This window comes from Lysobacter sp. Root690, assembly GCF_001427785.1.
Taxonomy (GTDB): Bacteria; Pseudomonadota; Gammaproteobacteria; order Xanthomonadales; family Xanthomonadaceae; genus Lysobacter.
This window is the reverse complement of sequence record NZ_LMHM01000011.1, coordinates 182,471-203,131: the sequence shown is the minus strand read 5'-3', so window position 1 is coordinate 203,131 and position 20,661 is coordinate 182,471. Positions and strand designations below refer to the sequence as shown.

Here is a 20,661-nt window from a genome sequence, read left to right as displayed (position 1 = left end):
TCGGTGGCGCACGGCGCACATCCATGTGCGCCGCCCTTCGGGTGTGCGTTTGCTAACGCGAGTCAGTGGCTTCGCAGCGCTGGATGAACTGCTCGCCTTCAAACCTAAGCCGAACTCGCATGGCCTACCTGTAGGAGCGGCGCAAGCCGCGACCGCGCCACTTCAATCACGTCGAATTTGGCTTGGTCGAATTCATTCGTGCCGAGATTTTTGTACCGAAGTTAACTACGGTCCTGGGCAAACACGATTCTGGTCAGAAAATCACAACAACACTGGATAACCTCGTCCACATCGCATCGACATCGACATGGCTCCTGCCACTCCCTCGACATCGACACAGCCCACGCCTCTCCCAAGCCGTCATCCCCGCGAAGGCGGGGATCCAGGGCTCCATCGCGACATGATTGTGAAGTCGAGCGAAGCAGGTGATTGGCTCGTCACTGTGCGATTAATTACTCGCCATCGCGTTTGCAAAGCGACTGCGGTTCGTCGCAAAGCTATGAAGTATTTTGTTGGGGCTTTAGGTCCCGCCGCTTTGTGCTTCGCCGGCTTGCCGCACGCTCAAACCGCCAGACCAAACAACCGCCGCGCATTAGCCGAAGTCGCCTCGGCGACCTGCTCGTACGGCACCCCGCGCAATTGGGCGATGACTTCGCACACGCCGGCCAACCGCGCCGGTTCGTTGCGTTGTCCGCGGATGTCGGCATCGGGCTGGTCCGGGGCGTCGGTTTCCAGCAGCAGGAACTCGATCGGCATCGCCGCGACGATGCGGCGCAGGCGCTTGGCGCGGTCGTAGGTGACCGGGCCGCCGAGTCCGATCAGGAAACCGAGTTTCCACAGTTGCTCGGCCTGTTCCTCGCTGCCGGAATAGCTGTGCACCACGCCGCGCAGGTTGCCGACGCGGCGGATCGCGGCGATGGTGGCTTCGACCGCGTGGCGCGCATGCACGATCACCGGCAAGTCGAATTCGCGCGCGAGTCGCAACTGGCCGTCGAAATAAAGCGACTGCTCGTCGCGATCCAGGCCGTCGACGAAATAATCCAGTCCGCATTCGCCGACCGCGCACGGACGTTCGCGCTCGAGCCACTCGCGCAGTTCATCAAGATGTTGCGGCCGATGCGACGACAGATACATCGGATGCAGGCCGTAGGCCGGATGCAGGCCCGGATCGGCCGCGCAGACCTCGCGCAGTTTCGGCCAGCCGGCGGCGTCGATCGCCGGCACGACTTGCCGGGTCACCCCGGCGGCGCGCGCGCGTGCGACTACCTGCGCGCGATCGGGATCGAATTCGGGCGCGTCGAGGTGGCAGTGGCTGTCGACCAGCGCGGGCATGCGCTCAGCGCGACGGCGGCAGCACGGTCGGCGGCTGCGGTTCCTTGCGCTTCTTGAAGTTCGCCAGCAGTAAGGTGCCCAGGCCGAGCAGGATCTCGTCGGCGAACGGCACGAAGTCCGGGATCACCAGGTCGAATGCGAACAGGGCCGCGGTGAGCATGAACAGACGCGGATAACTCAGGCGTCCGAGAAAACCCATCAGGGGAGCGAGCAGCGGATTGGCCATGGCGATTGAGGTGTGACCGGGTTGGCAAACACGCTAGCACGTAGCCGCGTGACGGTTCAGATAGGGGACAGATTAGCGAAAATCAATAGGCACCGGTTCAGCATTCCGGTGGTGGAATGGCGACGTCCACAACGCGGTCCTGCATTGTCCGGCGACGCCTCGTTCGCGGCCGCTGTCAGGACCGAATCATCACCGCGGTGACCCCGCTGCAGGAGGCTCCAAATGAATAAGAACTTGATTGCAGTCGCGATTGCGTCGCTGCTGGTAGGCGGCGTGGCCGTCGCCGCGTTCCAGAGCTTCCGCGGCAACGATGCCGCCAACGCGCAGGCCGGTCTGGCCCCGAACGCGCAGTTGCCGATCAACGGCGTCACCGCCGAGGGCGACAACATCGCCGCGAACGGCGCGATCAACGCTCCGGCGCCGCAGCTCGATTACGCCGACGTGGTCAACGTCAAGCCGATCAACCAGAAAGAAAAGCTCTACGCGACCGTGATCGGTACCGATCCGGTGCGCGAGACCAATACCGTGTCGACCCCGCGCGAAGTCTGCAACGACGTGGTCGTGCAGGACCGCCTGCCCGAACGCGACGGCAACGTCGGCGGCACCGTCGCCGGCGCGGTCATCGGCGGTTTGCTGGGCAATCAGGTCGGCGGCGGCAACGGCAAGAAGGCCGCGACCGCGGCCGGCGCCGTGGCCGGCGGCTTCATCGGCAACCGGGTCGACCGTAATCATGTCGGCGGCCGGGTGGTGAACCGCACCGAGCGCCAGTGCCACACCGTGTCCGACAGCTCGCAGTCCTCGCGCGTGGTCGCTTACAACGTGACCTTCCGCAATCCGGACGGCACCACCGGCACCATGCGCACCGAGACCAAGCCGGGCAGCCGCATCGCCCTGGGCAACGAGAACAAGGTGGTCGGCTACGACGTGACCTACCGCTATCAGGGTCAGGAACAGACCATCCGCATGGACGAGCGTCCGGCTCAGCGCCTGCCGGTCATCGACGGCCAGGTCGTGACCCAGACCGCGACTGCGTCGGTGCCCAGCCGCGGCTGATCGTCGCCTGACATGCAGTTCCCGAACGGGGCCGGATCATCCGGCCCCGTTCTTTTTTGCGCGCGCCTTGGCGCGAATGCGGGAAACTTGCGTAATGCGACGGGCCGGTCCAATTGGGCTACTCCAGCCCGGCGCGACCATTACAATGACGGTCTTTCTGCCCCACAGGTCTCCCAAAGCCCGCCATGGCCCTGAATCCCTACGATCTGTTCGACGTCCGTTCCCTGCTCAGCGAAGAGGAGCGCGCCGTACAGGACACCGTGGCGCGCTTCACCGACGAGCGCGTGATCCCGATCATCGGCGATGCCTTCGACCAGGGTCGTTTCCCCAAGGAACTGGTGCCAGAGATCGCCGACCTGGGCCTGCTGGGCTCTTCGCTGCCGGAAAAGTACGGCTGCGCCGGCCTCAACGCGGTCAGCTACGGCCTGATCTGCCAGGAACTCGAACGCGGCGACAGCGGCATCCGCAGCTTCGTCAGCGTGCAGTCCTCGCTGTGCATGTACCCGATCTTCGCCTACGGCACTGAAGAGCAGCGCGAGCGCTGGCTGCCGGGCATGGCCAAGGGCCAGATCATCGGCTGTTTCGGCCTGACCGAGCCGCACGGCGGCTCCGATCCGGCCAACATGAAGACCAACGCCAAGAAGGACGGCGGCGACTGGGTCCTCAACGGCTCCAAGATGTGGATCACCAACGGCAACCTGGCCGACATCGCCATCGTCTGGGCGCAGACCGAGGACGGCATCCAGGGCTTCGTGGTCGAGAAGGGCATGCCCGGTTTCGCCGCCCAGGAAATCAAGCACAAGATGAGCCTGCGCGCGTCGGTGACTTCGTCGCTGTTCTTCGACAACGTGCGCGTGCCCGAAGCCAACCGCCTGCCGAACGTGAAAGGCCTCAAGGGCCCGTTGGGTTGCCTGACCCAGGCCCGCTACGGCATCACCTGGGGCCCGATCGGTGCGGCCATCGCCTGTCTGGACGAAGTGCTGGGCTACACCAAGGAACGCATCCTGTTCGATCGTCCGGTCGCGGCCACGCAGTCGGCGCAGATCAAGATGGCCGAGATGGCGCGCCGAATCACCCTGGCGCAGATGCTGGTGGTGCAACTCGGTCGCTTGAAGGACGCCGGCAACATGCAGCCGACCCAGGTGTCGCTGGCGAAGTGGAACAACTGCCGCATGGCCATCGACATCGCGCGCGAATGCCGCGACCTGCTCGGCGGCGCCGGCATCACCACCGAGCATGCGGCGATCCGGCATGCGCTGAATCTGGAATCGGTGATCACGTACGAAGGTACCGAGACGATTCACCAGTTGGTGGTCGGCCGTGAGTTGACGGGGATCAACGCTTTTTAATTTTGCTGCCGCAGGCAGCACGATATTCCTTCTCCCGCTTGCGGGAGAAGGTGGCCCGAAGGGCCGGATGAGGGCGCGCGGCAAGTAGCGGCTTGCGCAATCAGCGCAGTCTCGCGCCCCTCACCCCCAACCCCTCGCCCGCAGCGGGAGAGGGGCTTTCATCCGCGAACAGGGGTTGGCGATGCGCAGCAGGAGTACGCGACCGTGATGACGATCCCCGACATCCAGCTGGAAACCCCGCGCCTGATCCTGCGCCCGCCGCGGCTGGAGGATTTCGACGCCTGGGCCGAATTCATGGCCGACGCCGAGCATGTGCGCTACGTCGGCGGCGCGCAGCCGCGGGCGCTGGCCTGGCGCGCGATGATGGCGGTGATCGGTTCGTGGGCGGTGCAGGGCTTCGCGTTCTTCTCGGTGATCGAAAAGAGCAGCGGCCGCTGGATCGGCCGGCTCGGTCCATGGTGTCCGGAAGGCTGGCCCGGCACCGAAGTCGGCTGGGGCATCGTCGCTTCGGAAAACGGCAAGGGTTACGCGAGCGAGGGCTCGGCCGCGGCGATGGAATGGGCGTTCGAGCACCTGGGCTGGCGCGAGATCATCCACACCATCGACCCGGACAACCTGGGTTCCAAGGCCGTCGCTGCCAAGCTCGGCTCGCGTTACCTGCGTCAAGGGCGTTTCTTGCCCGAGCCCCTCAACGACAAGGAGGTCGAGATCTGGGGCCAGACGGTCGAACAATGGCGCGCGCGGCGCAAGGCCGGAGCGTCGGCGTGATCACCGTGCATGGCTTTTCCCCGTCGGGTAATTGCCACAAGCTGCGTCTGCTGCTGGAGCAATTGGGCGAGCACTACCGCTGGGTCGAAGTCGACAGCAGCCAGGGTCAGACCCGCACGCCGCAGTTTCTCGCGCTCAATCCCAACGGCAAGGTGCCGGTGGTCGAGTTCGACGACGGCCGCACGCTCAGCGAATCCAACGCGATCCTGTATTACCTCGCCGACGGCAGCGAATTCCTGCCCGCCGACCTGTGGCAGCGCGCGCAGGCGCTGAGCTGGATGAACTTCGAGCAGTACAGTCACGAACCCTGCATCGCGGTGGCGCGTTTCATCGCCGGCTGGACCGAACTGGATTCGCCGCGTCGCGCCGAACTGCCGCGCTTGCGCGAACGCGGCCATCAAGCCCTTGCGGTGATGCAGCGGCATCTGCACGACCATCCGTGGTTCACCGGCGAACGCTACGGCATCGCCGATATCGCGCTGTTCGCCTATACCGATGTGGCCGAACACGGCGGCATCGGTTTGTCTTCGTATCCGGCGGTGCAGGCCTGGCTGGCGCGCGTGCGCGCGACACCGGGTTTCGTCGCCTTGCCCGAGCCCGATGCGCGGGCCGCGCAGCGGATCGCCCTCACCTCCTGATCTTTCCTACCGATGAGCCGACCCGCATGCGGGCGGCGGAGCTTGCAATGTCAGCGCAACCGCAGTCTTCGATTTTCAGCAGCGTGCCCAACTTCAATCCCGTCGCGAGCCCGATTCCGGCGCGCATGAAGGGCCTCAACCGGGCCGAGATCTGCGACGTCAATTTCGTCGAATTCGTGCAAGCCTGGAATGGCCGCGCCGATGCGCGTCCCGCGGCCGACGAGGCCATTCTCGACGGCAGTGCGCTGGACGCGCGCGGCTTTCGCGAGCTGTTCGAATCGCAGTTGATCAGCCGCCATCTCGATCTGATGGCGCGCGTATTGCGGGTGCAGAACAAGGTCTTCTACACCATCGGTTCCAGCGGTCACGAAGGTAATGCGATGGTCGCGCGGCTCGCGCGCCACACCGATCCGGCGTTCCTGCATTACCGCAGCGGCGGCTTCATGGCCGAGCGTTTCCGCAAGCTGCCCGGCATGGACCCGGTGATGGATTCGGCGCTGTCGTTCGCGGCGAGCAAGGACGACCCGGCCTCGGGCGGCCGCCACAAGGTGTGGGGCAGCAAGCCGTTGTGGGTGCTGCCGCAGACCTCGACCATCGCCTCGCATCTGCCCAAGGCATTGGGCACCGCGGTCGCCATCGAAACCGGTCGGCGCCTCGGCCATGGTTTGCCGATCCCCGACGACAGCATCGCGATCTGCTCGTTCGGCGATGCCTCGGCCAATCACGCCACCGCGCAGACCGCGTTCAACGCCGCGGCCTGGACCGCGTACCAGAAGCTGCCCGCGCCGGTGTTGTTCGTGTGCGAGGACAACGGCATCGGTATCTCGGTGAAGACCCCGGGCGGCTGGATCGGCAATCGTTTCCGCACGATGGACGGGCTGGATTATTTCGCCGCCGACGGCCTCGATCTGGCCAGCGGCTACGGCGACGTGAAGCGCGCGGTCGAACATTGCCGCCGCACCCGCCGCCCGACCTTCCTGCATCTGCGCACCACCCGCATCATGGGTCACGCCGGCACCGATTTCGAAATCGAATGGCGTTCGGTCGAAGAGCTGTGCGCGGTCGAGGCCAGCGATCCGCTGCTGCGATCCGCGGCGATCGCGCTGGAGTCGGGGCTGATGTCGAAGGCTGACGTGATCGATCTGTACGAAGCCACGCGCAAGCGCTGTTTCGCCGCGGCCGAGGAGGCCGATCGCCGGCCGAAGCTCGACGATCTGGCTGAAGTGATTGCGCCGCTGGCGCCGTACACGCCGGCGGCGGTCGCGAAGGAAGCCGCGCGCGCAGATTTCGCCGAGCGTCGCCTGGAGGTGTTCGGTGGCGAAACCAAGCTGCCGGAGAACCAGCCGCCGCGGCATCTGGCGATCCAGATCAACAACGCGCTGCACGACATCTTCGCCAAGTACCCCGAGACGCTGTTGTTCGGAGAAGACGTCGCCCAGAAGGGCGGTGTGTACACAGTGACCAAGGGCCTGCAGAAAGCCTTCGGCCCGCGTCGCGTGTTCAATACCTTGCTCGACGAAACCATGATCCTGGGCATGGCTCAGGGCTTCGCCAACGTCGGTCTGCTGCCGATTCCGGAAATCCAGTACCTGGCGTATTTCCACAATGCCTGCGACCAGATTCGCGGCGAAGCGGCGTCGCTGCAGTTCTTCAGCAACAACCAATATCGCAATCCGATGGTGGTGCGCATCGCCGGGCTGGGCTATCAGCGCGGCTTCGGCGGGCATTTCCACAACGACAATTCGATCACCGCGCTGCGCGATATTCCCGGCCTGGTGGTCGGTTGTCCCTCGCGTGGCGACGACGCGGCGACGATGCTGCGCACGCTGACCGCGCTGGCCAAGGTCGACGGCCGGGTGGCGGTGTTGCTGGAGCCGATCGCGCTGTACATGACCAAGGATTTGTACGAGGCCGGCGACGGTCGTTGGCTGACCCAGTATCCGTCGCCCGATCAGGCGATGACGCTGGGCGAGGGGCGCGCGTATCTGCCGGAAGGCGGCGATGGCGACGATCTGGTCATCTTCACCTATGGCAACGGTGTGCCGATGAGCTTGCGCGCGGCTCGCCAGATCGAGCAGTCGCTGGGCTGGAAAGCCCGGGTGATCGACCTGCGCTGGCTGGTGCCGCTCAACGACGCCTACATCGCGCAGCAGGCCAGCAACGCCAAGCGCATCATCGTGGTCGACGAAGGCCGGCGCAGTGCTGGGGTGGGCGAGGGCGTGATCACCGCGCTGGCCGAAGCCGGATTCGGCGGCGTGCCGATGCAGCGTGTGGTCGGCGTGGATACCTACACGCCGTTGGCTGGCGCGGCGTTCCTGGTGATTCCGGGCGAAGAGGATATCGTCCGCGCCGCGGATTTGTTGGCGAAGGGTTGAGTCGGACGCGAGCGGACTGGGTTGCCTGTAGGAGCTGCGCAAGCTGCGACCGCGTAGCGCCCCGATCGCTTCGCAGCGGTTCGTGGTATCGCAGTCGCGGCTCGCGCCGCTCCTACAATCGGGAATGGTGCTTCGGTTGGTCGCCGTAGGAACTGCGCAAGCTGCGACCACGTAGTGTCTGGATCGCTGCGTCGCGGTTCGTGGTGTCGCGGTCGCGGCTCGCGCCGCTCCTACAGTCGGGAATGGTGCTTCGGTCGCTCCCGCACGAGGACCGACGCAATCAGGCTCAGCGCGCCAACCCATCCAGCAGCGGCGTTTCCACCACCGCATGCCCGTCGATGCTCGCCGCGGTCTCGCCGCGTTCCAATGGCAGCACCGCCAGCGCGAGATGGGTCGCGTCGTGGCTTGCGCTCGCGGCGACCGTGCCCAGCACCGCCGCTTCGCCGCGCACTTCCGCGCCCGCGGCGATCGCCGTCGGACTTTCGAACAGGGCCAGGCCGCGCTTGGCCTTGCCTAGGAAATGGGTTCGCGCGACGATTTCCTGGCCCGGGTAGCAGCCCTTCTTGACGCTGAAGGCGCGCAGCCGATCCAGCGACAACTGCTGCGGCGTCCATTGCTCGGCCTGGCTCGCCGGCAGACGCGGCAAGCCGTGGCGCAGATCGGTCTGCGCCCACAGCGCCACCGCGGCGGCGTTTTCGGCCGTGGCCGGGCCGGCGTGGATGCGCACGCTGCGCGGCGATTCCGCGCTGCTCAGGTCCAATTCGAGCCCGGAGGCCTCGTTGCCGCCGATCTCGGCGTCGCGCGCCGATGCCGGCGCGGCGAAACGCCCTTCGATCACAAGGTCTTCACGCAAGCCGATCGCGACCTTGCTGCGAAACACGAATCGCTTCAAGGATTCGGCAAAGGCGGTCGCATCGGCGTCCGGCACGAGCAGCCAGATTCGCTGCTCAGACAGGCGCAGCAAGGCGAACAGCGCGATCACCCGGCCCTTGGGCGTCAGCCAGCCGTTCCATTGCCAGTGGCCGTCGGCCAGCGCCTTGACCTCGTTCATGAACTGCGAATGGGCAAAAGCGGCCGCGTCGCGGCCTTCCAGGGCGATCAGTTGTTGACCGGACAGGGCGAATGCTTGTCCGTACAAGGCTTGCGGGTTGTCAGGCATGGGGGGCGGGACTTAATATTTAACGCTGTGATGATAGGCGAAACCACCCCGGAAGCACGTTCGGACCTCGCGTCCGAGAACCCGGCGACTCCCGTTACCGAAACGGGAGGCCATTCGCCTTCCGCCAAGGACGCTCCGAAAGAGCACGGTGGTCGCGAGGGTCTCGAACCGACCCGCTACGGCGATTGGGAAAAGAACGGCCGCTGCATCGACTTCTAGTCCGGCTTGCATGATGTGTCTTGTATGGGCGTGTCGTGCATGAGTGTCTAGATCCGATCCCCGGTCCCGCTTTTCAACACCCCACCCAGCGCTCCCACGCTTCCCGCCACGCGGCGCCGCCGCCCAGCCGAGATTGCCACGCTAATGGCGAACCGCGAACGACCCAAGTCACCGCATCTGCAGGTGTATCGCTGGCAGATACAGATGGTGACCTCGATCCTGCACCGGACCACCGGTGTAATCCTTTCCGTCGGCGCCTTGCTGATCGCCTGGGCGCTGCTCGCCCTGGCGGCCGGTCCGCAGGCCTGGGCGAATTTCACCGCCTGCGCCCGTTCGCCGCTGGGCTTCCTGATCCTGTTCGGCTGGACCTGGGCGTTCGCCTATCACCTGATCAACGGCATCCGCCATCTGGTCCAGGACGCGGGCTACGCCTACAAGGTCGATACTTTTGTGCGCAACGGCTGGATCAGCGTCATCGGCAGCCTGGTGCTGACCGCGCTGATCTGGATCGTGGCGATGATGTCGCGAGGTGGCGCATGAGCACGGCCAACAACAAGAACCTGCGCAACCCGCTCAAGACCGCACGCGGCCTGGGCTCGGCGAAGGACGGCACCCATCACTTCATCGTCCAGCGCGTCACCGCGATCGCGCTGATCGGCCTGACCCTTTACGTGCTCGGCCTGATCGTGTCGTGGATCGGCGGCGATTACGTCAGCGTGCGCGCCTCGGTGCATAACCCATGCAACGCCGTGCTGCTCAGCGCGTTCGTGATCGCGATGTTCTGGCACGCCAAGCTCGGCCTGCAGGTGATCATCGAGGATTACGTGCATACCCCGGGCCTGGCGGCCGCCTCGCAGATCGCCGTCGTTTTCGTTTGCGTACTCGCGGCTCTTGCCAGCGTGCTCGCCATCATCCGCATCGCGTTGGGAGCCTGAGTCGTGGCCTCTGCCTACAAGATTCAAGAACACAAGTTCGACATGATCGTGGTCGGCGCCGGCGGCGCCGGACTGCGCGCCACCTTCGGTCTGGCCCAGAAGGGCCTGAAGACCGCCTGCATCACCAAGGTGTTCCCGACCCGTTCGCACACCGTCGCAGCGCAAGGCGGCATCTCCGCCGCGCTCGGCAACATGGGCGAGGACGACTGGCGTTACCACTTCTTCGACACCGTCAAGGGTTCGGACTGGCTGGGCGACCAGGACGCGATCGAATACATGTGCAAAGAGGCCATCCCGGCCATCATCGAACTCGAACATCAGGGCGTGCCGTTCTCGCGCACCGACGAGGGCAAGATCTATCAGCGCCCGTTCGGCGGCATGACCACCAAATACGGCGAAGGCCCGCCGGCGCAGCGCACCTGCGCCGCCGCCGATCGTACCGGTCACGCCATCCTGCACACGCTGTACCAGCAGTCGCTGGCGCACGACGCGCAGTTCTTCATCGAATACTTCGCCCTCGACCTGATCATGGACGAGACCGGCGCCTGCCGCGGCGTGCTCGCGCTCGACATGGCCGAGGGCACGTTGCACCTGTTCCGCGCCCAGGGCACGGTGCTGGCGACCGGCGGCTACGGCCGCGCCTATTTCTCCGCGACCTCGGCCCACACCTGCACCGGCGACGGCGGCGGCATGGCGCTGCGCGCGGGCCTGGGCCTGCAGGACATGGAGTTCGTGCAGTTCCACCCGACCGGCATCTACGGCGCCGGCTGCCTGATCACCGAAGGCGTGCGAGGCGAGGGCGGCATCCTGCGCAACAGCAACGGCGAGCGCTTCATGGAGCGCTACGCGCCGAGCGTGAAGGACCTCGCGCCGCGCGACATGGTCAGCCGTTCGATGACCATCGAAATCCGCGAAGGCCGCGGCGTCGGCGAGCATAAGGACCACATCCTGCTCGACCTGACCCACCTCGGCCCGGAAGTGATCCACGAAAAGCTCCCCGGCATCGCCGAGTCGGCGCGCATCTTCGCCAACGTTGACGTCGAGAAAGAGCCGATCCCGGTCATTCCGACCGTGCACTACAACATGGGCGGCATTCCGACCAACTACCACGGCGAAGTCGTGCAGTTGAAGGACGGCAATCCCGACGCGGTGGTCGAAGGTCTATACGCGATCGGCGAAGCGGCCTGCGTGTCGGTGCATGGCGCCAACCGTCTGGGTTCGAACTCGCTGCTCGATCTGGTCGTGTTCGGCCGCGCAGTCGCTAATCGCTGCGCCGAGACGATCAAGCCCAATGGCCCGCACGCCAAGTTGCCGGCCGATGCCTGCGACGCGGCGCTCGCGCGCCTGGACAAGCTGCGCAACGCCAGCGGCAGCACTCCGACCTCGGTCATCCGCGACAAGATGCAGCGCACCATGCAGGCCGACGCGGCGGTGTTCCGCACCGGCGAAACGCTGAGCGACGGCGTGCGCAAGATGCGCGAGATCCACGCGCTGTTCGCCGACGTCAAGGTCAGCGATCGCTCGCTGATCTGGAACTCGGACCTGATCGAGACCTACGAGCTGTCGAACCTGCTGAGCCAGGCGCTGGCGACGATCGTCTCGGCCGAGAACCGCACCGAGTCGCGCGGCGCGCATGCGCGCGAGGATTTCGACAAGCGCGATGACGTGAACTGGCAGAAGCACACGCTGTGCTGGGTCGACGAGAGCGGCAAGACCACGATCGACTACCGTCCGGTGCACAACTACACCCTGACCGACGACGTGGCCTACGTGCCGCCTAAAGAACGCAAGTACTGATCTTTCGACCGTGGCGCGCGGCATGCCGCGCGCCGGCAACGACCCTACTTCAGTACGACGCAAGCCGAGAGATCGCCAGCATGGCTGAATTCGCCCTACCCAAGAACTCCCAGATCCAGAAGGGCCGCCATTGGCCGACCCCGGGCGCCAAGCAGCCGCGCACCTTCAAGGTCTACCGCTGGAACCCCGACGACGGCATGAATCCGCGCGTGGACACCTACGAGGTGGATCTCGCCGCCTGCGGTCCGATGGTTCTCGACGCGCTGATCAAGATCAAGAACGAGATCGATCCGACCCTGACCTTCCGCCGTTCCTGCCGCGAAGGCATCTGCGGCTCGTGCGCGATGAACATCGACGGCACCAACACCCTGGCGTGCACGCGCGCGATCGCCGATTGCGGCGACGCCAAGAGCGACGTGCCGGTGTATCCGCTGCCGAGCATGCAGGTGGTCAAGGATCTGGTTCCCGATCTGACCCACTTCTATGCCCAGTACGCCTCGATCAAGCCGTGGCTGCGCACCCAGAGCGCGACCCCGTCCGACCGCGAGCGCCTGCAGTCGCCGGAAGACCGCAAGAAGCTCGACGGCCTGTACGAATGCATCCTGTGCGCGTGCTGCTCGACCAGCTGCCCGAGCTACTGGTGGAACGGCGACCGTTACCTCGGCCCGGCGATCCTGCTGCAGGCTTACCGCTGGATCATCGATTCGCGCGATGAAGACACCGGCGCGCGCCTGGACGATCTGGAAGACCCGTTCAAGCTCTACCGTTGCCACACCATCATGAATTGCGCGCGCACCTGTCCGAAGGGTTTGAACCCGGCGCAGGCGATCGGCGAGATCAAGAAGCTGATGTTGGCGCGCCGGGTCTGATCCGGACTTCGCGTTATGGCCGCGGCCTCCGACGTGGGGGTTTCGGCCAGCGAGCGAGCATCGGTGCTCGGCGTAGTGCGGATCGATTGCGTTGCCACGGAGAGGTGAGACCGGTCGCATGAACAAGAAATCGCTGTTGCTCGTGCTGGCCGGCCTGCTTGTGTTCGTGGCCGGCGCTTGGCTGAAATTCTCCGACGGACCGGCCGACGTGGACATCGCGGTGGTCGAAAAATGCCGCGCTGAGATGGACAAGCGCAAGGCCGACGCGGCCATGCGCGACAAGTGCGAGGAAGCCGCGTTCGCGCATATGATCACCGCGACCGATGCGGCCAGCGCGGCGCGCGCGATCAGCGCCGCGAACGAGAATGAAATCGGCGGCAACGGCTTGGCGATGTTCCTGCTGGGCCTCGGCGCCGCGTTGACGGTCGGCGGCGTACTGGCGGGGCGCCGGCGCGGCTGAGCCCGCAGCGGCCGGCGCGCACGGGTTTCGCCGAGGAATACCGCGACGCAGTGCGATACCGTCGACACCGCGACCCGCGGTGTCGTATAGGCAGTCGAACCGCCGCGCGAGCGCGCGGCCCGCTCAGGAGCGAGGCGATCGATGGATTCGAAGGCTATTTTCCTTCCCGCGCTGGCGATGGTTGCGTTGACCCTGGTCGTGTGGCTGCGCATGTATGTCGTCCGCATCGGTCAGATGCGCCGCGACCGCATCCATCCGCAGGCGGTGGCGACCTCGGCCCAGGTCAGCGCGCGGCTGACCCAGAGCAGCGCGGCCGACAATTTCCGCAATCTGTTCGAACTGCCGGTGTTGTTCTATCTGGGCCTTACCGTGGCTGCGTTCGCCCAGTTGGCCGATGCGCTGACGCTCGGCTTGGCCTGGTTGTTCGTGATTACGCGCATCGTCCACAGCGCGATCCAGTGCGGCTACAACAAGGTCATGCATCGCTTTTTCGCTTACACCAGCGGCGCGTTCGCGCTGTGGGCGCTATGGATACGTCTGGGAATAGGACTGCTCGCATGATGAGTTTGCTTCGAAATTCGCTTCGACCGTCGTTGTCGCTTCGCGTCTGCGGCGCACTGGCGGCGCTGGTGTTGGCCGCCAGCGCGAGTGCGCGCCCGGCCGAAGAGGCCGCGTCCGCCGCGCCCGGCAAGGCCACCGTCGCGCAGGCAAGCAGCCTGCTCGACACGATGGGCTTCGAGAACGTGCTGCGGCAGATGATGGTGCTGGTCAACGATCAGACCCTGCCGGAAGAACCGCGCGAAGACGGCGACAAGGCCCTGCTGCAGCGCTGGATGGCGGCGACGAAGCTGCAGCCGGTCGCGGCGCAGACCGCGCAACGCCTGGCCGAGCAGACCAGCGCCGCGCAGCTCGACGAAGCCCTGCGCTATTTCCGCAGCGCCGCCGGCCAGACCGAGCTGAGCTGCGTGCGCGATTCCGCCGCCACCCCGGCGGTGTCGGCCTGCATCGAACAGCGCGGCGGCGAGGCGCAGTTGCGGGCGCATCGGGCCTTCGCCGACAGCGACATCGAGAACACGATCGGCGACGTGCTCGGCGATTCGTTCGGCCCCGAGCTGTTCGCCGCCGCGTCCGCGGCGCTGGACGGCGATGCCGCGCTCAAGCGCGACGTGGCGCGGTATTGCAAGCGCCGTCCCACCGGTTTGTGCGCGATGGTCGGCGCCGCGCCGGCCGAGAGCGGCTCATGAGCGAACAACTCTCGGCCGAGCAACGCGACGAAATCGAACTGCGCCGCCTGCGCTGGCGCTGCCGGCGCGGCATGCGCGAACTCGATCAACTGCTGGGCCGTTACCTGGACCGCGAATGGAAGCAGGCTTCCGAATCGCAGCGCGGGGTTTTCCTACGGCTGCTTGAAACCGAGGACGATAAGCTCTGGCACTGGTTCATGGGCCACGAGACCTCCGGCGATGCGCAGCTTCAGCAACTGGTTGAGTCGATTCGTCAACTGCCGCCTTGAGCGGCAGTTATTGCACGGCCGCCGCCTTGAGCGGCAGTTAGTGCATGGTCGCCGCCTTGAGCGGCAGTTAGTGCATGGTCGCCGCCTTGAGCGGCAGTTAGTGCATGGCCGCGGTCTTGAGCGGCAATCGCAGGATGTCGGTTTCCAGCGACAGGGATCGACAAAATCGGGCGGCACCGCGACTCAACCGAAACCGAGCGAGTCCTTCCGCGGCCACGCCATGGCCGATTGCGAACTGCAGTGGCGGCCGTCGCGCTGGCTCGCGTCGGCATTGATCGTGTTGGGCGTGCTCGGCGGCGTTTCCGCCTGGGCGTCCGAACTGCCGCAGTCGCTGTCCCTGCCGGCCGCTGCTCTCGCGCTGCTCTGGGCGACCGCGAGCGCCAGCCGCGAATTGCGGCGACCGGCGCGTTCCTTGGTGATCCGCGGGGGCCGCGCCACGCTGGCCGGCGAGGCGATCGCCGACCTGCGCCTGCACTGGCGCGGTTGGCTGGCCCGGCTCGATTTCACCGGGCCCGACGGGCGCCGGCAGCGGCTGCTGTGGTGGCCCGACACCCTGGACGCGGCCGGTCGCCGTGAACTGCGGCTGGCCGTCGCGGTCACAGCCCCTGCGCGCGATACGCGTTCGGTGGCACCATGAGTCGAGGCCGGGATTCGGGATTGGAGATAAGGGATTCGACTGCAGCGAACTTCGTTTCCGCCCCATCCGCCACCCTTTCCCGACACAGGCCCAAGACAATGAACCCAATCCCGAATCCCGAATCCCGAATCCCGGCTCCATAAATGTTCAAACCCATTTCAGTCGCCATCGGCCTGCGCTATCTGCGCGCCAAGCGGCGCAACGGCTTCATTTCCTTCATCTCGCTCGCCTCGATCGGCGGCATCGCCCTGGGCGTGACCGCGCTGATCACGACCCTGGCGGTCATGAGCGGGTTCCAGCGCGAGATCCGCGACCGCATGCTGCAGATGGCCGCGCATGCCACGGTCAGCGCCTACGGCGAACCGATGACCGAGTGGCGGGTCGCGGTCGACAAGGCCATGGCCGATCCGCGCGTCGCCGGTGCCGCGCCCTACGTCGACAAGGAAGCGCTGCTGTCGGCCACCCGCCAGCAGCCGGCGATCGTGCGCGGCGTCGATCCGGTCGAAGACCACAAGGTCTCGGTGCTCGCCGACAAGATGGTCGAGGGCAAGCTGGACTCGCTGACGCCGGGCAGTTTCAATATCGTGCTCGGCAAGGAACTCGCGCTGTGGATGGGCGCGCAGGTCGGCGAGAGCGTGGTGGTGATGACCGCCGACGGCCGCAGCACGCCGATGGGCGCGATGCCGCAGCTCAAGCGCTTCACCGTCAGCGGCATCTTCGAAGCCGGCTACAACGAATTCGACAAGGGCCTGGCGGTGGTCAACATCCGCGACATGCAGCGGGTATTGCGCATGGGCGATGGCGTGACCGGCGTGCGGCTGCGATTGCACGACATGGATCAGGCCTGGAACGTCGCGCGCGATCTGGCGCTGAGCCTGGGCGGCCCGTATCGGGTCACCGACTGGAGCAGCGACAACGCCAACATGTTTCGCGCGTTGAAGATGGAAAAAGTGGTGATGGCGGTGCTGCTGTCGCTGATCATCGCGATGGGCGCGTTCAATCTGGTGTCCTCGCAGGTGATGCTGGTCACCGACAAGCAGGCCGACATCGCGATCCAGCGCACGCTCGGTCTGACCCCGATGAGCGTGATGGCGGTGTTCGTCGTACAGGGCACCTTGATCGGCATCATCGGCACCGTGCTCGGCGTCGTCGGCGGCATCACCCTGACCTTGAACCTGGAACACATCCTCAAGGCCATCGAGACCGTGCTCGGCGTGCAACTGCTGCCCGAGGACGTCTACTACATCACCGGCCTGCCGACCGACCTGCGCAGCAGCGACGTGATCGTCATCGCCTGCGTGGCGCTGGCGATGGCGTTCTTGGCCACTATCTATCCCGCCTGGCGCGCCGCGCGTACGGCTCCGGCGGAGGCGTTGCGTTATGAGTGAGGTTCTCGAATCTAAGATGGAACAGCGCAATCCGGCCGGCCATGGCGCGGACGATGTGGTGCTCAGCTGCACCGGCCTGACCATGACCTATTCGGAAGGCAAGCTGCGCACGCCGGTGTTCGACGGGCTCGACTTCTCGGTCAAACGCGGCGAGACCGTGGCGATCCTCGGCGCTTCCGGCGCCGGCAAGAGCACCTTGCTGCACTTGCTCGGCGGTCTGGACACGCCGACCAAGGGCGAGGTCTATGTCGATGGCCATCGCATGAGCGCGCTGTCGAACCGGGCGCGCGGCATCGTGCGCAACAAGTCCTTGGGCTTCGTCTATCAGTTCCACCATCTGCTGCCGGAATTCACCGCGTTGGAAAACGTGATGCTGCCGATCCTGTTGAGCGGACGCTCGATGCAGCCCCGGCGAATACTCGGCGCAAGCAGCGTGGCCTTCGGCCTGGCCGCATTCGTCCTGGTGGATCTGCCGCTGGCGATATTGCATTCGGTGATCGATGAGTTCCAGGCACCGTCCGTGGCGCAGGCGCGCGAACGCGCGACCGTGTTGCTGGAATCGGTCGGGCTGGGGCATCGGCTGCACCATAAGCCCGGCGAATTGTCCGGCGGCGAGCGCCAACGCGCCGCGGTGGCGCGCGCGCTGATCAATCGTCCGGCCTGCGTGCTCGGCGACGAACCCACCGGCAATCTCGACGAAAAAACCGCCGCGACCGTGTTCGAGCTTATGCTCGCGCTCAATCGCGAGCAGGGCACCAGCCTGGTGCTGGTGACCCACGACCGCCGCCTCGCGCGGCGCCTGGACCGCGTGCTGGAATTGCACGAAGGCAAACTGCGGCAACTGGACGCCGCCGAGGTGTAGACATGCTCGACGCGGCAAGGACGCCGCCCTTCGGAAAACTCATCGCGATCGCATTGTTGGCCGGCATCGGTGCCGGTCTGGCCTTGCCGCGTGCGTGTCCGTGGGGACTATCGTTACCGATTCTGATTCTAGCCGCGCTGATGTGGTGGCGCTCGCCGCGTTGGCGCGCGTTCGCCGCGGCCGGGTTCGGCTTTGCCCTGGTCAGTCTGCACGCGGTCTATGCGCTCAGCCTGCAACTGCCTCCGCAGTGGGAAAAACGCGACGTCGCGGTGACCGGCCGCATCGTCGAATTGCCGCTACACGAGCCGCGCCGCACCCGCTTCGAATTCCGCGTCGACGACGATGCCGCGCAACCGTCGCCGCTGCGCGGCCGCCTGCTGCGGCTGGCCTGGTACGACGAACGCATCGAACCGCGACAGGTGCTCGCCGCCGGCCAGCGTTGGCGATTCGTGGCACGCGTGCGCGCGCCGCGCGGCTTGCGCAACCCCGGCGGTCCCGATGCGGAAAAATACGCGCTGATGCAGCGGCTCAGCGCGACCGGTTATCTGCGCGATCCTGAAAATGCCCAACGCCTGGCCGAAGCCCGCGGCCTGCAGGCTTGGCGCGAATCGATCAGCAATCGCATCGCCGCGCGAGTGAATTCGGATGCATCGCGCTTCGTGCGCGCGCTCGCGCTGGGCGACACGCGCGCGCTCGGCGAACGCGACTGGAGCGTGTTGCGCGCGAACGGGTTGACCCATCTGATCGCGATTTCGGGCTTCCACGTCGGGCTGGTGGCGGGGTTCTTCGCCTTGTTCGCGCGTGGGCTGTGGTGGCTGTGGCCGGGGTTGGGGCGGCGGGTGCCGGCGGCGGTCGCGGCTTCGGTGGCGGCGATGCTGGGCGGACTGTTGTATGCGGCTTCGGTTGGCTTCGCCCTGCCGACCGTGCGCACCTGGCTGATGATCGCGGTGATCGCCGGCTTGCGTCTGTCGCGGCGTCCTTTCCATGCTTTCGACGCGCTGGCGCTGGCCGCGATCGCGGTCTTGCTCGCCGATCCGCTGGCGGTGCTCGGGGCCGGGTTCTGGCTGAGCTTTCTCGGCGTGGCCTGGTTGCTGTGGTGCCTGCCCGATCAGGCCGATAGCCGCGGTTGGCGCGAACGGCTGCGCGCGTTCGTGTCGGCGCAGGGCGTCGCCAGCCTGGGATTGCTGCCGCTGGGCGTGCTGCTGTTCGGCCAGGCCTCGCTGGCGGGACCGTTCGCGAACCTGATCGCGGTGCCGTGGTGGAGCCTGCTGGTGGTGCCGCTGGCGTTGATCGGCACCGGCCTGGAGGCGCTGCATGCCGGTGCCGGCGAATTCGCCTGGCGCTGGGCCGCGGCCTGTTTCGAGCCGGGTTGGCCGTGGTTCGAAGCGCTGGCCGACAGCGGCCTGGCCTTGTGGTGGTTGCCCGAAGCGCGCTGGTTCGCCTTGCCGCTGGCCCTGATCGGCGCGTTCTGGCTGTTGCTGCCGCGCGGCGTGCCGGGCAAGGCGCTGGCGGTGCTGTTGTGGTTGCCGTTGCTGTGGCCGGACCGCCATCTGCCCGCGCACGGCGAGGCCGAACTGGTGGTGGTCGACGTGGGGCAGGGGCTGTCGGTGCTGGTGCGTACCGCGAATCACGCCTTGTTGTTCGACGCCGGGCCGGCGGTGCGCGACGGCTTCGATGCCGGCGAACGCGCGGTGGTGCCGGCCTTGCATGCCCTGGGCGTGCGCAGGCTCGACCGCGCGGTCGCCAGTCATGCCGACAACGACCATGCCGGCGGCTTGGCCGCGGTATTGCGGGCGTTCCCGGCGGGCGAGGTGTCGGCGCCGCCGGAGGCCGAAGGCGAGGCGCTGCAACACATCGCGATCCGGCCCTGCGAGGCCGGGCGCAGTTGGACCTGGGATGGCGTGCGCCTGCGCTGGCTGCATCCGCCGCGGCATTTCCCCTATCTGGGCAACGAATCGAGCTGCGTGCTGCGGATCGACAGCCGCCATGGTTCGGCATTGCTTACCGGCGACATCGGCGAGGTGATCGAACGCGATCTGGTCCGCCGCGCCGCGGTTTCGCCCGAGGACGATCTGCGTGCCGACGTGGTGCTGGTGGCCCATCACGGCAGCGGCGGTTCGTCCGATCCGGCCTTCGTCCGCGCCACCGGTGCTCGCCATGCGCTGGTGTCCAGCGGCCACGGCAACCGTTTCGGCCATCCGCGCGCGGATGTGCTTGAACGCTGGGCCCGCGCCGGCGCGCAAACCCGCGACACCGCGGCCGATGGCGCGCTGCGGGTCGGCCTGCGCGCCGGCGGCACCACGGTCGAAACGCGACGCCAGGCACACCCGCGTCTGTGGGATGCGACCCGGCGCACGGACCCTGGGCTATCCTATCGGCCGGATTGAAGTCGGCCACAGGCCGGAGGTTCGCGAGTGCTGGAACTGGTCAAGGCCGGCGGTTGGCCGATGATTCCGTTGTTGATCCTGTCGGCGCTGGCGCTGGCGATCATCATCGAGCGGCTGTGGACCCTGCGCCGGCGCGCTGTATTGCCGCCGCAACTGGGCCAGGAAGTGCGGGCCTGGGCGGCGACCGGAAAGCTCGACCCGGCGCACATCGAGTCGCTGCGCGCGACCGCGCCGCTGGGCGCGCTGCTGGCTGCGGCGCTGGACGTGCGCAACCGTCCGCGCGAGGAAATCCGCGAACGCATCGAGGACGTGGGCCGGCACTTGGTCCACCGCATGGAGCGTTACCTGAACACGCTCGGCACCATCGCCGCCGCGGGGCCCTTGCTGGGCCTGTTCGGCACCGTGGTCGGCATGATCCAGATGTTCATGGTCATCAACGACCACGGCATCGGCGACGTCAACCAGCTCGCCGGCGGTATCGGCAAGGCGCTGGTGTGCACCGCGACCGGCATGATCGTGGCGATTCCGGCGTTGATGGCGCACCGCTGGTTCCGCGGCCGCATCTCCGAATACATCGTCGCGATGGAGCACGAGGCCATCGCCCTGATCGACGTATTGACCCCGGGCACCGCCGAAGCGCGCCAGGCCGAAGCGGCGCGCGCGCCGGTGCGGCTGGCCGGTCAGGCCGGCTGAG

22 protein-coding genes are annotated in these 20,661 nt (G+C 66.6%); 19 read left to right on the top strand and 3 right to left on the bottom strand.

Annotated elements, in window-relative coordinates; genetic code table 11:
- Positions 1 to 561: 561 nt before the first annotated feature.
- Complete coding sequence (locus ASD86_RS06120; protein WP_056108255.1) at positions 562 to 1,332, bottom strand: TatD family hydrolase; 771 nt, start codon at positions 1,330 to 1,332, stop codon at positions 562 to 564.
- A 4-nt stretch (positions 1,333 to 1,336) separates the two neighbouring features.
- Complete coding sequence (locus tag ASD86_RS06115) at positions 1,337 to 1,558, bottom strand: DUF6116 family protein (RefSeq protein WP_036109572.1); 222 nt, start codon at positions 1,556 to 1,558, stop codon at positions 1,337 to 1,339.
- 222 nt (positions 1,559 to 1,780) lie between these two features.
- Between ASD86_RS06115 and ASD86_RS06110 the strand changes: the two genes are divergently transcribed.
- From ASD86_RS06110 to ASD86_RS06090, 5 genes are all read left to right on the top strand, one after another.
- Entirely contained in the window at positions 1,781 to 2,611 is an 831-nt protein-coding gene (locus ASD86_RS06110; RefSeq protein WP_056108251.1) for a glycine zipper 2TM domain-containing protein, read from the top strand.
- A gap of 185 nt (positions 2,612 to 2,796) precedes the next feature.
- The gene (locus ASD86_RS06105) at positions 2,797 to 3,960 is read left to right on the top strand and encodes an acyl-CoA dehydrogenase family protein (protein ID WP_056108249.1); all 1,164 of its coding nucleotides are present in this window, start codon (positions 2,797 to 2,799) and stop codon (positions 3,958 to 3,960) included.
- A 207-nt stretch (positions 3,961 to 4,167) separates the two neighbouring features.
- On the top strand, positions 4,168 to 4,728 hold the full coding sequence (locus ASD86_RS06100; protein ID WP_056108246.1) for a GNAT family N-acetyltransferase: 561 nt from the start codon (positions 4,168 to 4,170) through the stop codon (positions 4,726 to 4,728).
- The gene (locus ASD86_RS06095; protein ID WP_235567697.1) at positions 4,728 to 5,366 is read left to right on the top strand and encodes a glutathione S-transferase family protein; all 639 of its coding nucleotides are present in this window, start codon (positions 4,728 to 4,730) and stop codon (positions 5,364 to 5,366) included. Before ASD86_RS06100 ends, ASD86_RS06095 begins: the two co-directional genes overlap by 1 nt.
- Before the next feature lie 125 nt (positions 5,367 to 5,491).
- On the top strand, positions 5,492 to 7,741 hold the full coding sequence (locus tag ASD86_RS06090) for a thiamine pyrophosphate-dependent enzyme (RefSeq protein ID WP_056109104.1): 2,250 nt from the start codon (positions 5,492 to 5,494) through the stop codon (positions 7,739 to 7,741).
- Positions 7,742 to 8,027: 286 nt separating this feature from the next.
- On the opposite strand, the gene ASD86_RS06085 is transcribed toward ASD86_RS06090, so the two are convergent.
- Positions 8,028 to 8,900 (bottom strand): folate-binding protein YgfZ, encoded by an 873-nt coding sequence (locus ASD86_RS06085; RefSeq protein WP_056108240.1) that lies wholly within the window; start codon positions 8,898 to 8,900, stop codon positions 8,028 to 8,030.
- Between ASD86_RS06085 and ASD86_RS28300 the strand changes: the two genes are divergently transcribed.
- The 14 genes from ASD86_RS28300 (at position 8,802) to ASD86_RS06020 (ending at position 20,660) form a co-directional block, all read left to right on the top strand.
- Positions 8,802 to 9,119, top strand: coding sequence for a DUF1674 domain-containing protein (locus ASD86_RS28300; protein WP_327037219.1), 318 nt, complete (start codon positions 8,802 to 8,804; stop codon positions 9,117 to 9,119). The two genes, ASD86_RS06085 and ASD86_RS28300, sit on opposite strands and share 99 nt — an antisense overlap.
- Before the next feature lie 144 nt (positions 9,120 to 9,263).
- Positions 9,264 to 9,659, top strand: coding sequence for a succinate dehydrogenase, cytochrome b556 subunit (sdhC, locus tag ASD86_RS06080; RefSeq protein ID WP_036109584.1), 396 nt, complete (start codon positions 9,264 to 9,266; stop codon positions 9,657 to 9,659).
- Positions 9,656 to 10,054, top strand: a complete 399-nt coding sequence (sdhD, locus tag ASD86_RS06075; protein WP_056108237.1) for a succinate dehydrogenase, hydrophobic membrane anchor protein — start codon at positions 9,656 to 9,658, stop codon at positions 10,052 to 10,054. Before sdhC ends, sdhD begins: the two co-directional genes overlap by 4 nt.
- Positions 10,055 to 10,096: 42 nt before the next feature.
- On the top strand, positions 10,097 to 11,851 hold the full coding sequence (sdhA, locus tag ASD86_RS06070; protein ID WP_056109101.1) for a succinate dehydrogenase flavoprotein subunit: 1,755 nt from the start codon (positions 10,097 to 10,099) through the stop codon (positions 11,849 to 11,851).
- 80 nt (positions 11,852 to 11,931) lie between these two features.
- Positions 11,932 to 12,720 (top strand): succinate dehydrogenase iron-sulfur subunit, encoded by a 789-nt coding sequence (locus ASD86_RS06065; RefSeq protein ID WP_056108234.1) that lies wholly within the window; start codon positions 11,932 to 11,934, stop codon positions 12,718 to 12,720.
- Positions 12,721 to 12,838: 118 nt separating this feature from the next.
- Positions 12,839 to 13,180: a hypothetical protein gene (locus tag ASD86_RS06060; RefSeq protein WP_056108231.1), complete on the top strand. Its 342-nt coding sequence runs from the start codon at positions 12,839 to 12,841 to the stop codon at positions 13,178 to 13,180.
- A 141-nt stretch (positions 13,181 to 13,321) separates the two neighbouring features.
- Positions 13,322 to 13,741, top strand: a complete 420-nt coding sequence (locus ASD86_RS06055) for an MAPEG family protein (protein ID WP_082578099.1) — start codon at positions 13,322 to 13,324, stop codon at positions 13,739 to 13,741.
- A 32-nt stretch (positions 13,742 to 13,773) separates the two neighbouring features.
- Complete coding sequence (locus tag ASD86_RS06050) at positions 13,774 to 14,424, top strand: hypothetical protein (RefSeq protein WP_056108225.1); 651 nt, start codon at positions 13,774 to 13,776, stop codon at positions 14,422 to 14,424.
- A complete protein-coding gene (locus ASD86_RS06045; protein ID WP_056108221.1) occupies positions 14,421 to 14,693 on the top strand; it encodes a succinate dehydrogenase assembly factor 2 in 273 nt (90 codons plus the stop codon). The genes ASD86_RS06050 and ASD86_RS06045 overlap by 4 nt, the downstream gene beginning before the upstream one ends.
- Positions 14,644 to 15,330 (top strand): hypothetical protein, encoded by a 687-nt coding sequence (locus ASD86_RS27695; RefSeq protein ID WP_235567683.1) that lies wholly within the window; start codon positions 14,644 to 14,646, stop codon positions 15,328 to 15,330. Before ASD86_RS06045 ends, ASD86_RS27695 begins: the two co-directional genes overlap by 50 nt.
- Before the next feature lie 143 nt (positions 15,331 to 15,473).
- The gene (locus ASD86_RS06035; RefSeq protein WP_056108217.1) at positions 15,474 to 16,718 is read left to right on the top strand and encodes a lipoprotein-releasing ABC transporter permease subunit; all 1,245 of its coding nucleotides are present in this window, start codon (positions 15,474 to 15,476) and stop codon (positions 16,716 to 16,718) included.
- 82 nt (positions 16,719 to 16,800) lie between these two features.
- Entirely contained in the window at positions 16,801 to 17,580 is a 780-nt protein-coding gene (locus ASD86_RS06030) for an ATP-binding cassette domain-containing protein (RefSeq protein WP_235567696.1), read from the top strand.
- 2 nt (positions 17,581 to 17,582) lie between these two features.
- Entirely contained in the window at positions 17,583 to 19,967 is a 2,385-nt protein-coding gene (locus ASD86_RS06025) for a DNA internalization-related competence protein ComEC/Rec2 (protein WP_056108212.1), read from the top strand.
- 27 nt (positions 19,968 to 19,994) lie between these two features.
- Complete coding sequence (locus tag ASD86_RS06020) at positions 19,995 to 20,660, top strand: MotA/TolQ/ExbB proton channel family protein (RefSeq protein WP_036109612.1); 666 nt, start codon at positions 19,995 to 19,997, stop codon at positions 20,658 to 20,660.
- Position 20,661: the final 1 nt, after the last annotated feature.

What these genes read in the sequence shown, in the direction of transcription:
- ASD86_RS06120 (WP_056108255.1), bottom strand. Translation starts at nt 1,332, where the DNA reads ATGCCCGCGCTGGTCGACAGCCACTGCCACCTCGACGCGCCCGAATTC.
- ASD86_RS06115 (WP_036109572.1), bottom strand. Translation starts at nt 1,558, where the DNA reads ATGGCCAATCCGCTGCTCGCTCCCCTGATGGGTTTTCTCGGACGCCTG.
- ASD86_RS06110 (WP_056108251.1), top strand. Translation starts at nt 1,781, where the DNA reads ATGAATAAGAACTTGATTGCAGTCGCGATTGCGTCGCTGCTGGTAGGC.
- ASD86_RS06105 (WP_056108249.1), top strand. Translation starts at nt 2,797, where the DNA reads ATGGCCCTGAATCCCTACGATCTGTTCGACGTCCGTTCCCTGCTCAGC.
- ASD86_RS06100 (WP_056108246.1), top strand. Translation starts at nt 4,168, where the DNA reads ATGACGATCCCCGACATCCAGCTGGAAACCCCGCGCCTGATCCTGCGC.
- ASD86_RS06090 (WP_056109104.1), top strand. Translation starts at nt 5,492, where the DNA reads ATGAAGGGCCTCAACCGGGCCGAGATCTGCGACGTCAATTTCGTCGAA.
- ASD86_RS28300 (WP_327037219.1), top strand. Translation starts at nt 8,802, where the DNA reads ATGGGCAAAAGCGGCCGCGTCGCGGCCTTCCAGGGCGATCAGTTGTTG.
- ASD86_RS06085 (WP_056108240.1), bottom strand. Translation starts at nt 8,900, where the DNA reads ATGCCTGACAACCCGCAAGCCTTGTACGGACAAGCATTCGCCCTGTCC.
- sdhC (WP_036109584.1), top strand. Translation starts at nt 9,264, where the DNA reads ATGGCGAACCGCGAACGACCCAAGTCACCGCATCTGCAGGTGTATCGC.
- sdhD (WP_056108237.1), top strand. Translation starts at nt 9,656, where the DNA reads ATGAGCACGGCCAACAACAAGAACCTGCGCAACCCGCTCAAGACCGCA.
- sdhA (WP_056109101.1), top strand. Translation starts at nt 10,097, where the DNA reads ATGATCGTGGTCGGCGCCGGCGGCGCCGGACTGCGCGCCACCTTCGGT.
- ASD86_RS06065 (WP_056108234.1), top strand. Translation starts at nt 11,932, where the DNA reads ATGGCTGAATTCGCCCTACCCAAGAACTCCCAGATCCAGAAGGGCCGC.
- ASD86_RS06060 (WP_056108231.1), top strand. Translation starts at nt 12,839, where the DNA reads ATGAACAAGAAATCGCTGTTGCTCGTGCTGGCCGGCCTGCTTGTGTTC.
- ASD86_RS06055 (WP_082578099.1), top strand. Translation starts at nt 13,322, where the DNA reads ATGGATTCGAAGGCTATTTTCCTTCCCGCGCTGGCGATGGTTGCGTTG.
- ASD86_RS06045 (WP_056108221.1), top strand. Translation starts at nt 14,421, where the DNA reads ATGAGCGAACAACTCTCGGCCGAGCAACGCGACGAAATCGAACTGCGC.
- ASD86_RS27695 (WP_235567683.1), top strand. Translation starts at nt 14,644, where the DNA reads ATGCGCAGCTTCAGCAACTGGTTGAGTCGATTCGTCAACTGCCGCCTT.
- ASD86_RS06035 (WP_056108217.1), top strand. Translation starts at nt 15,474, where the DNA reads ATGTTCAAACCCATTTCAGTCGCCATCGGCCTGCGCTATCTGCGCGCC.
- ASD86_RS06030 (WP_235567696.1), top strand. Translation starts at nt 16,801, where the DNA reads ATGACCTATTCGGAAGGCAAGCTGCGCACGCCGGTGTTCGACGGGCTC.
- ASD86_RS06025 (WP_056108212.1), top strand. Translation starts at nt 17,583, where the DNA reads ATGCTCGACGCGGCAAGGACGCCGCCCTTCGGAAAACTCATCGCGATC.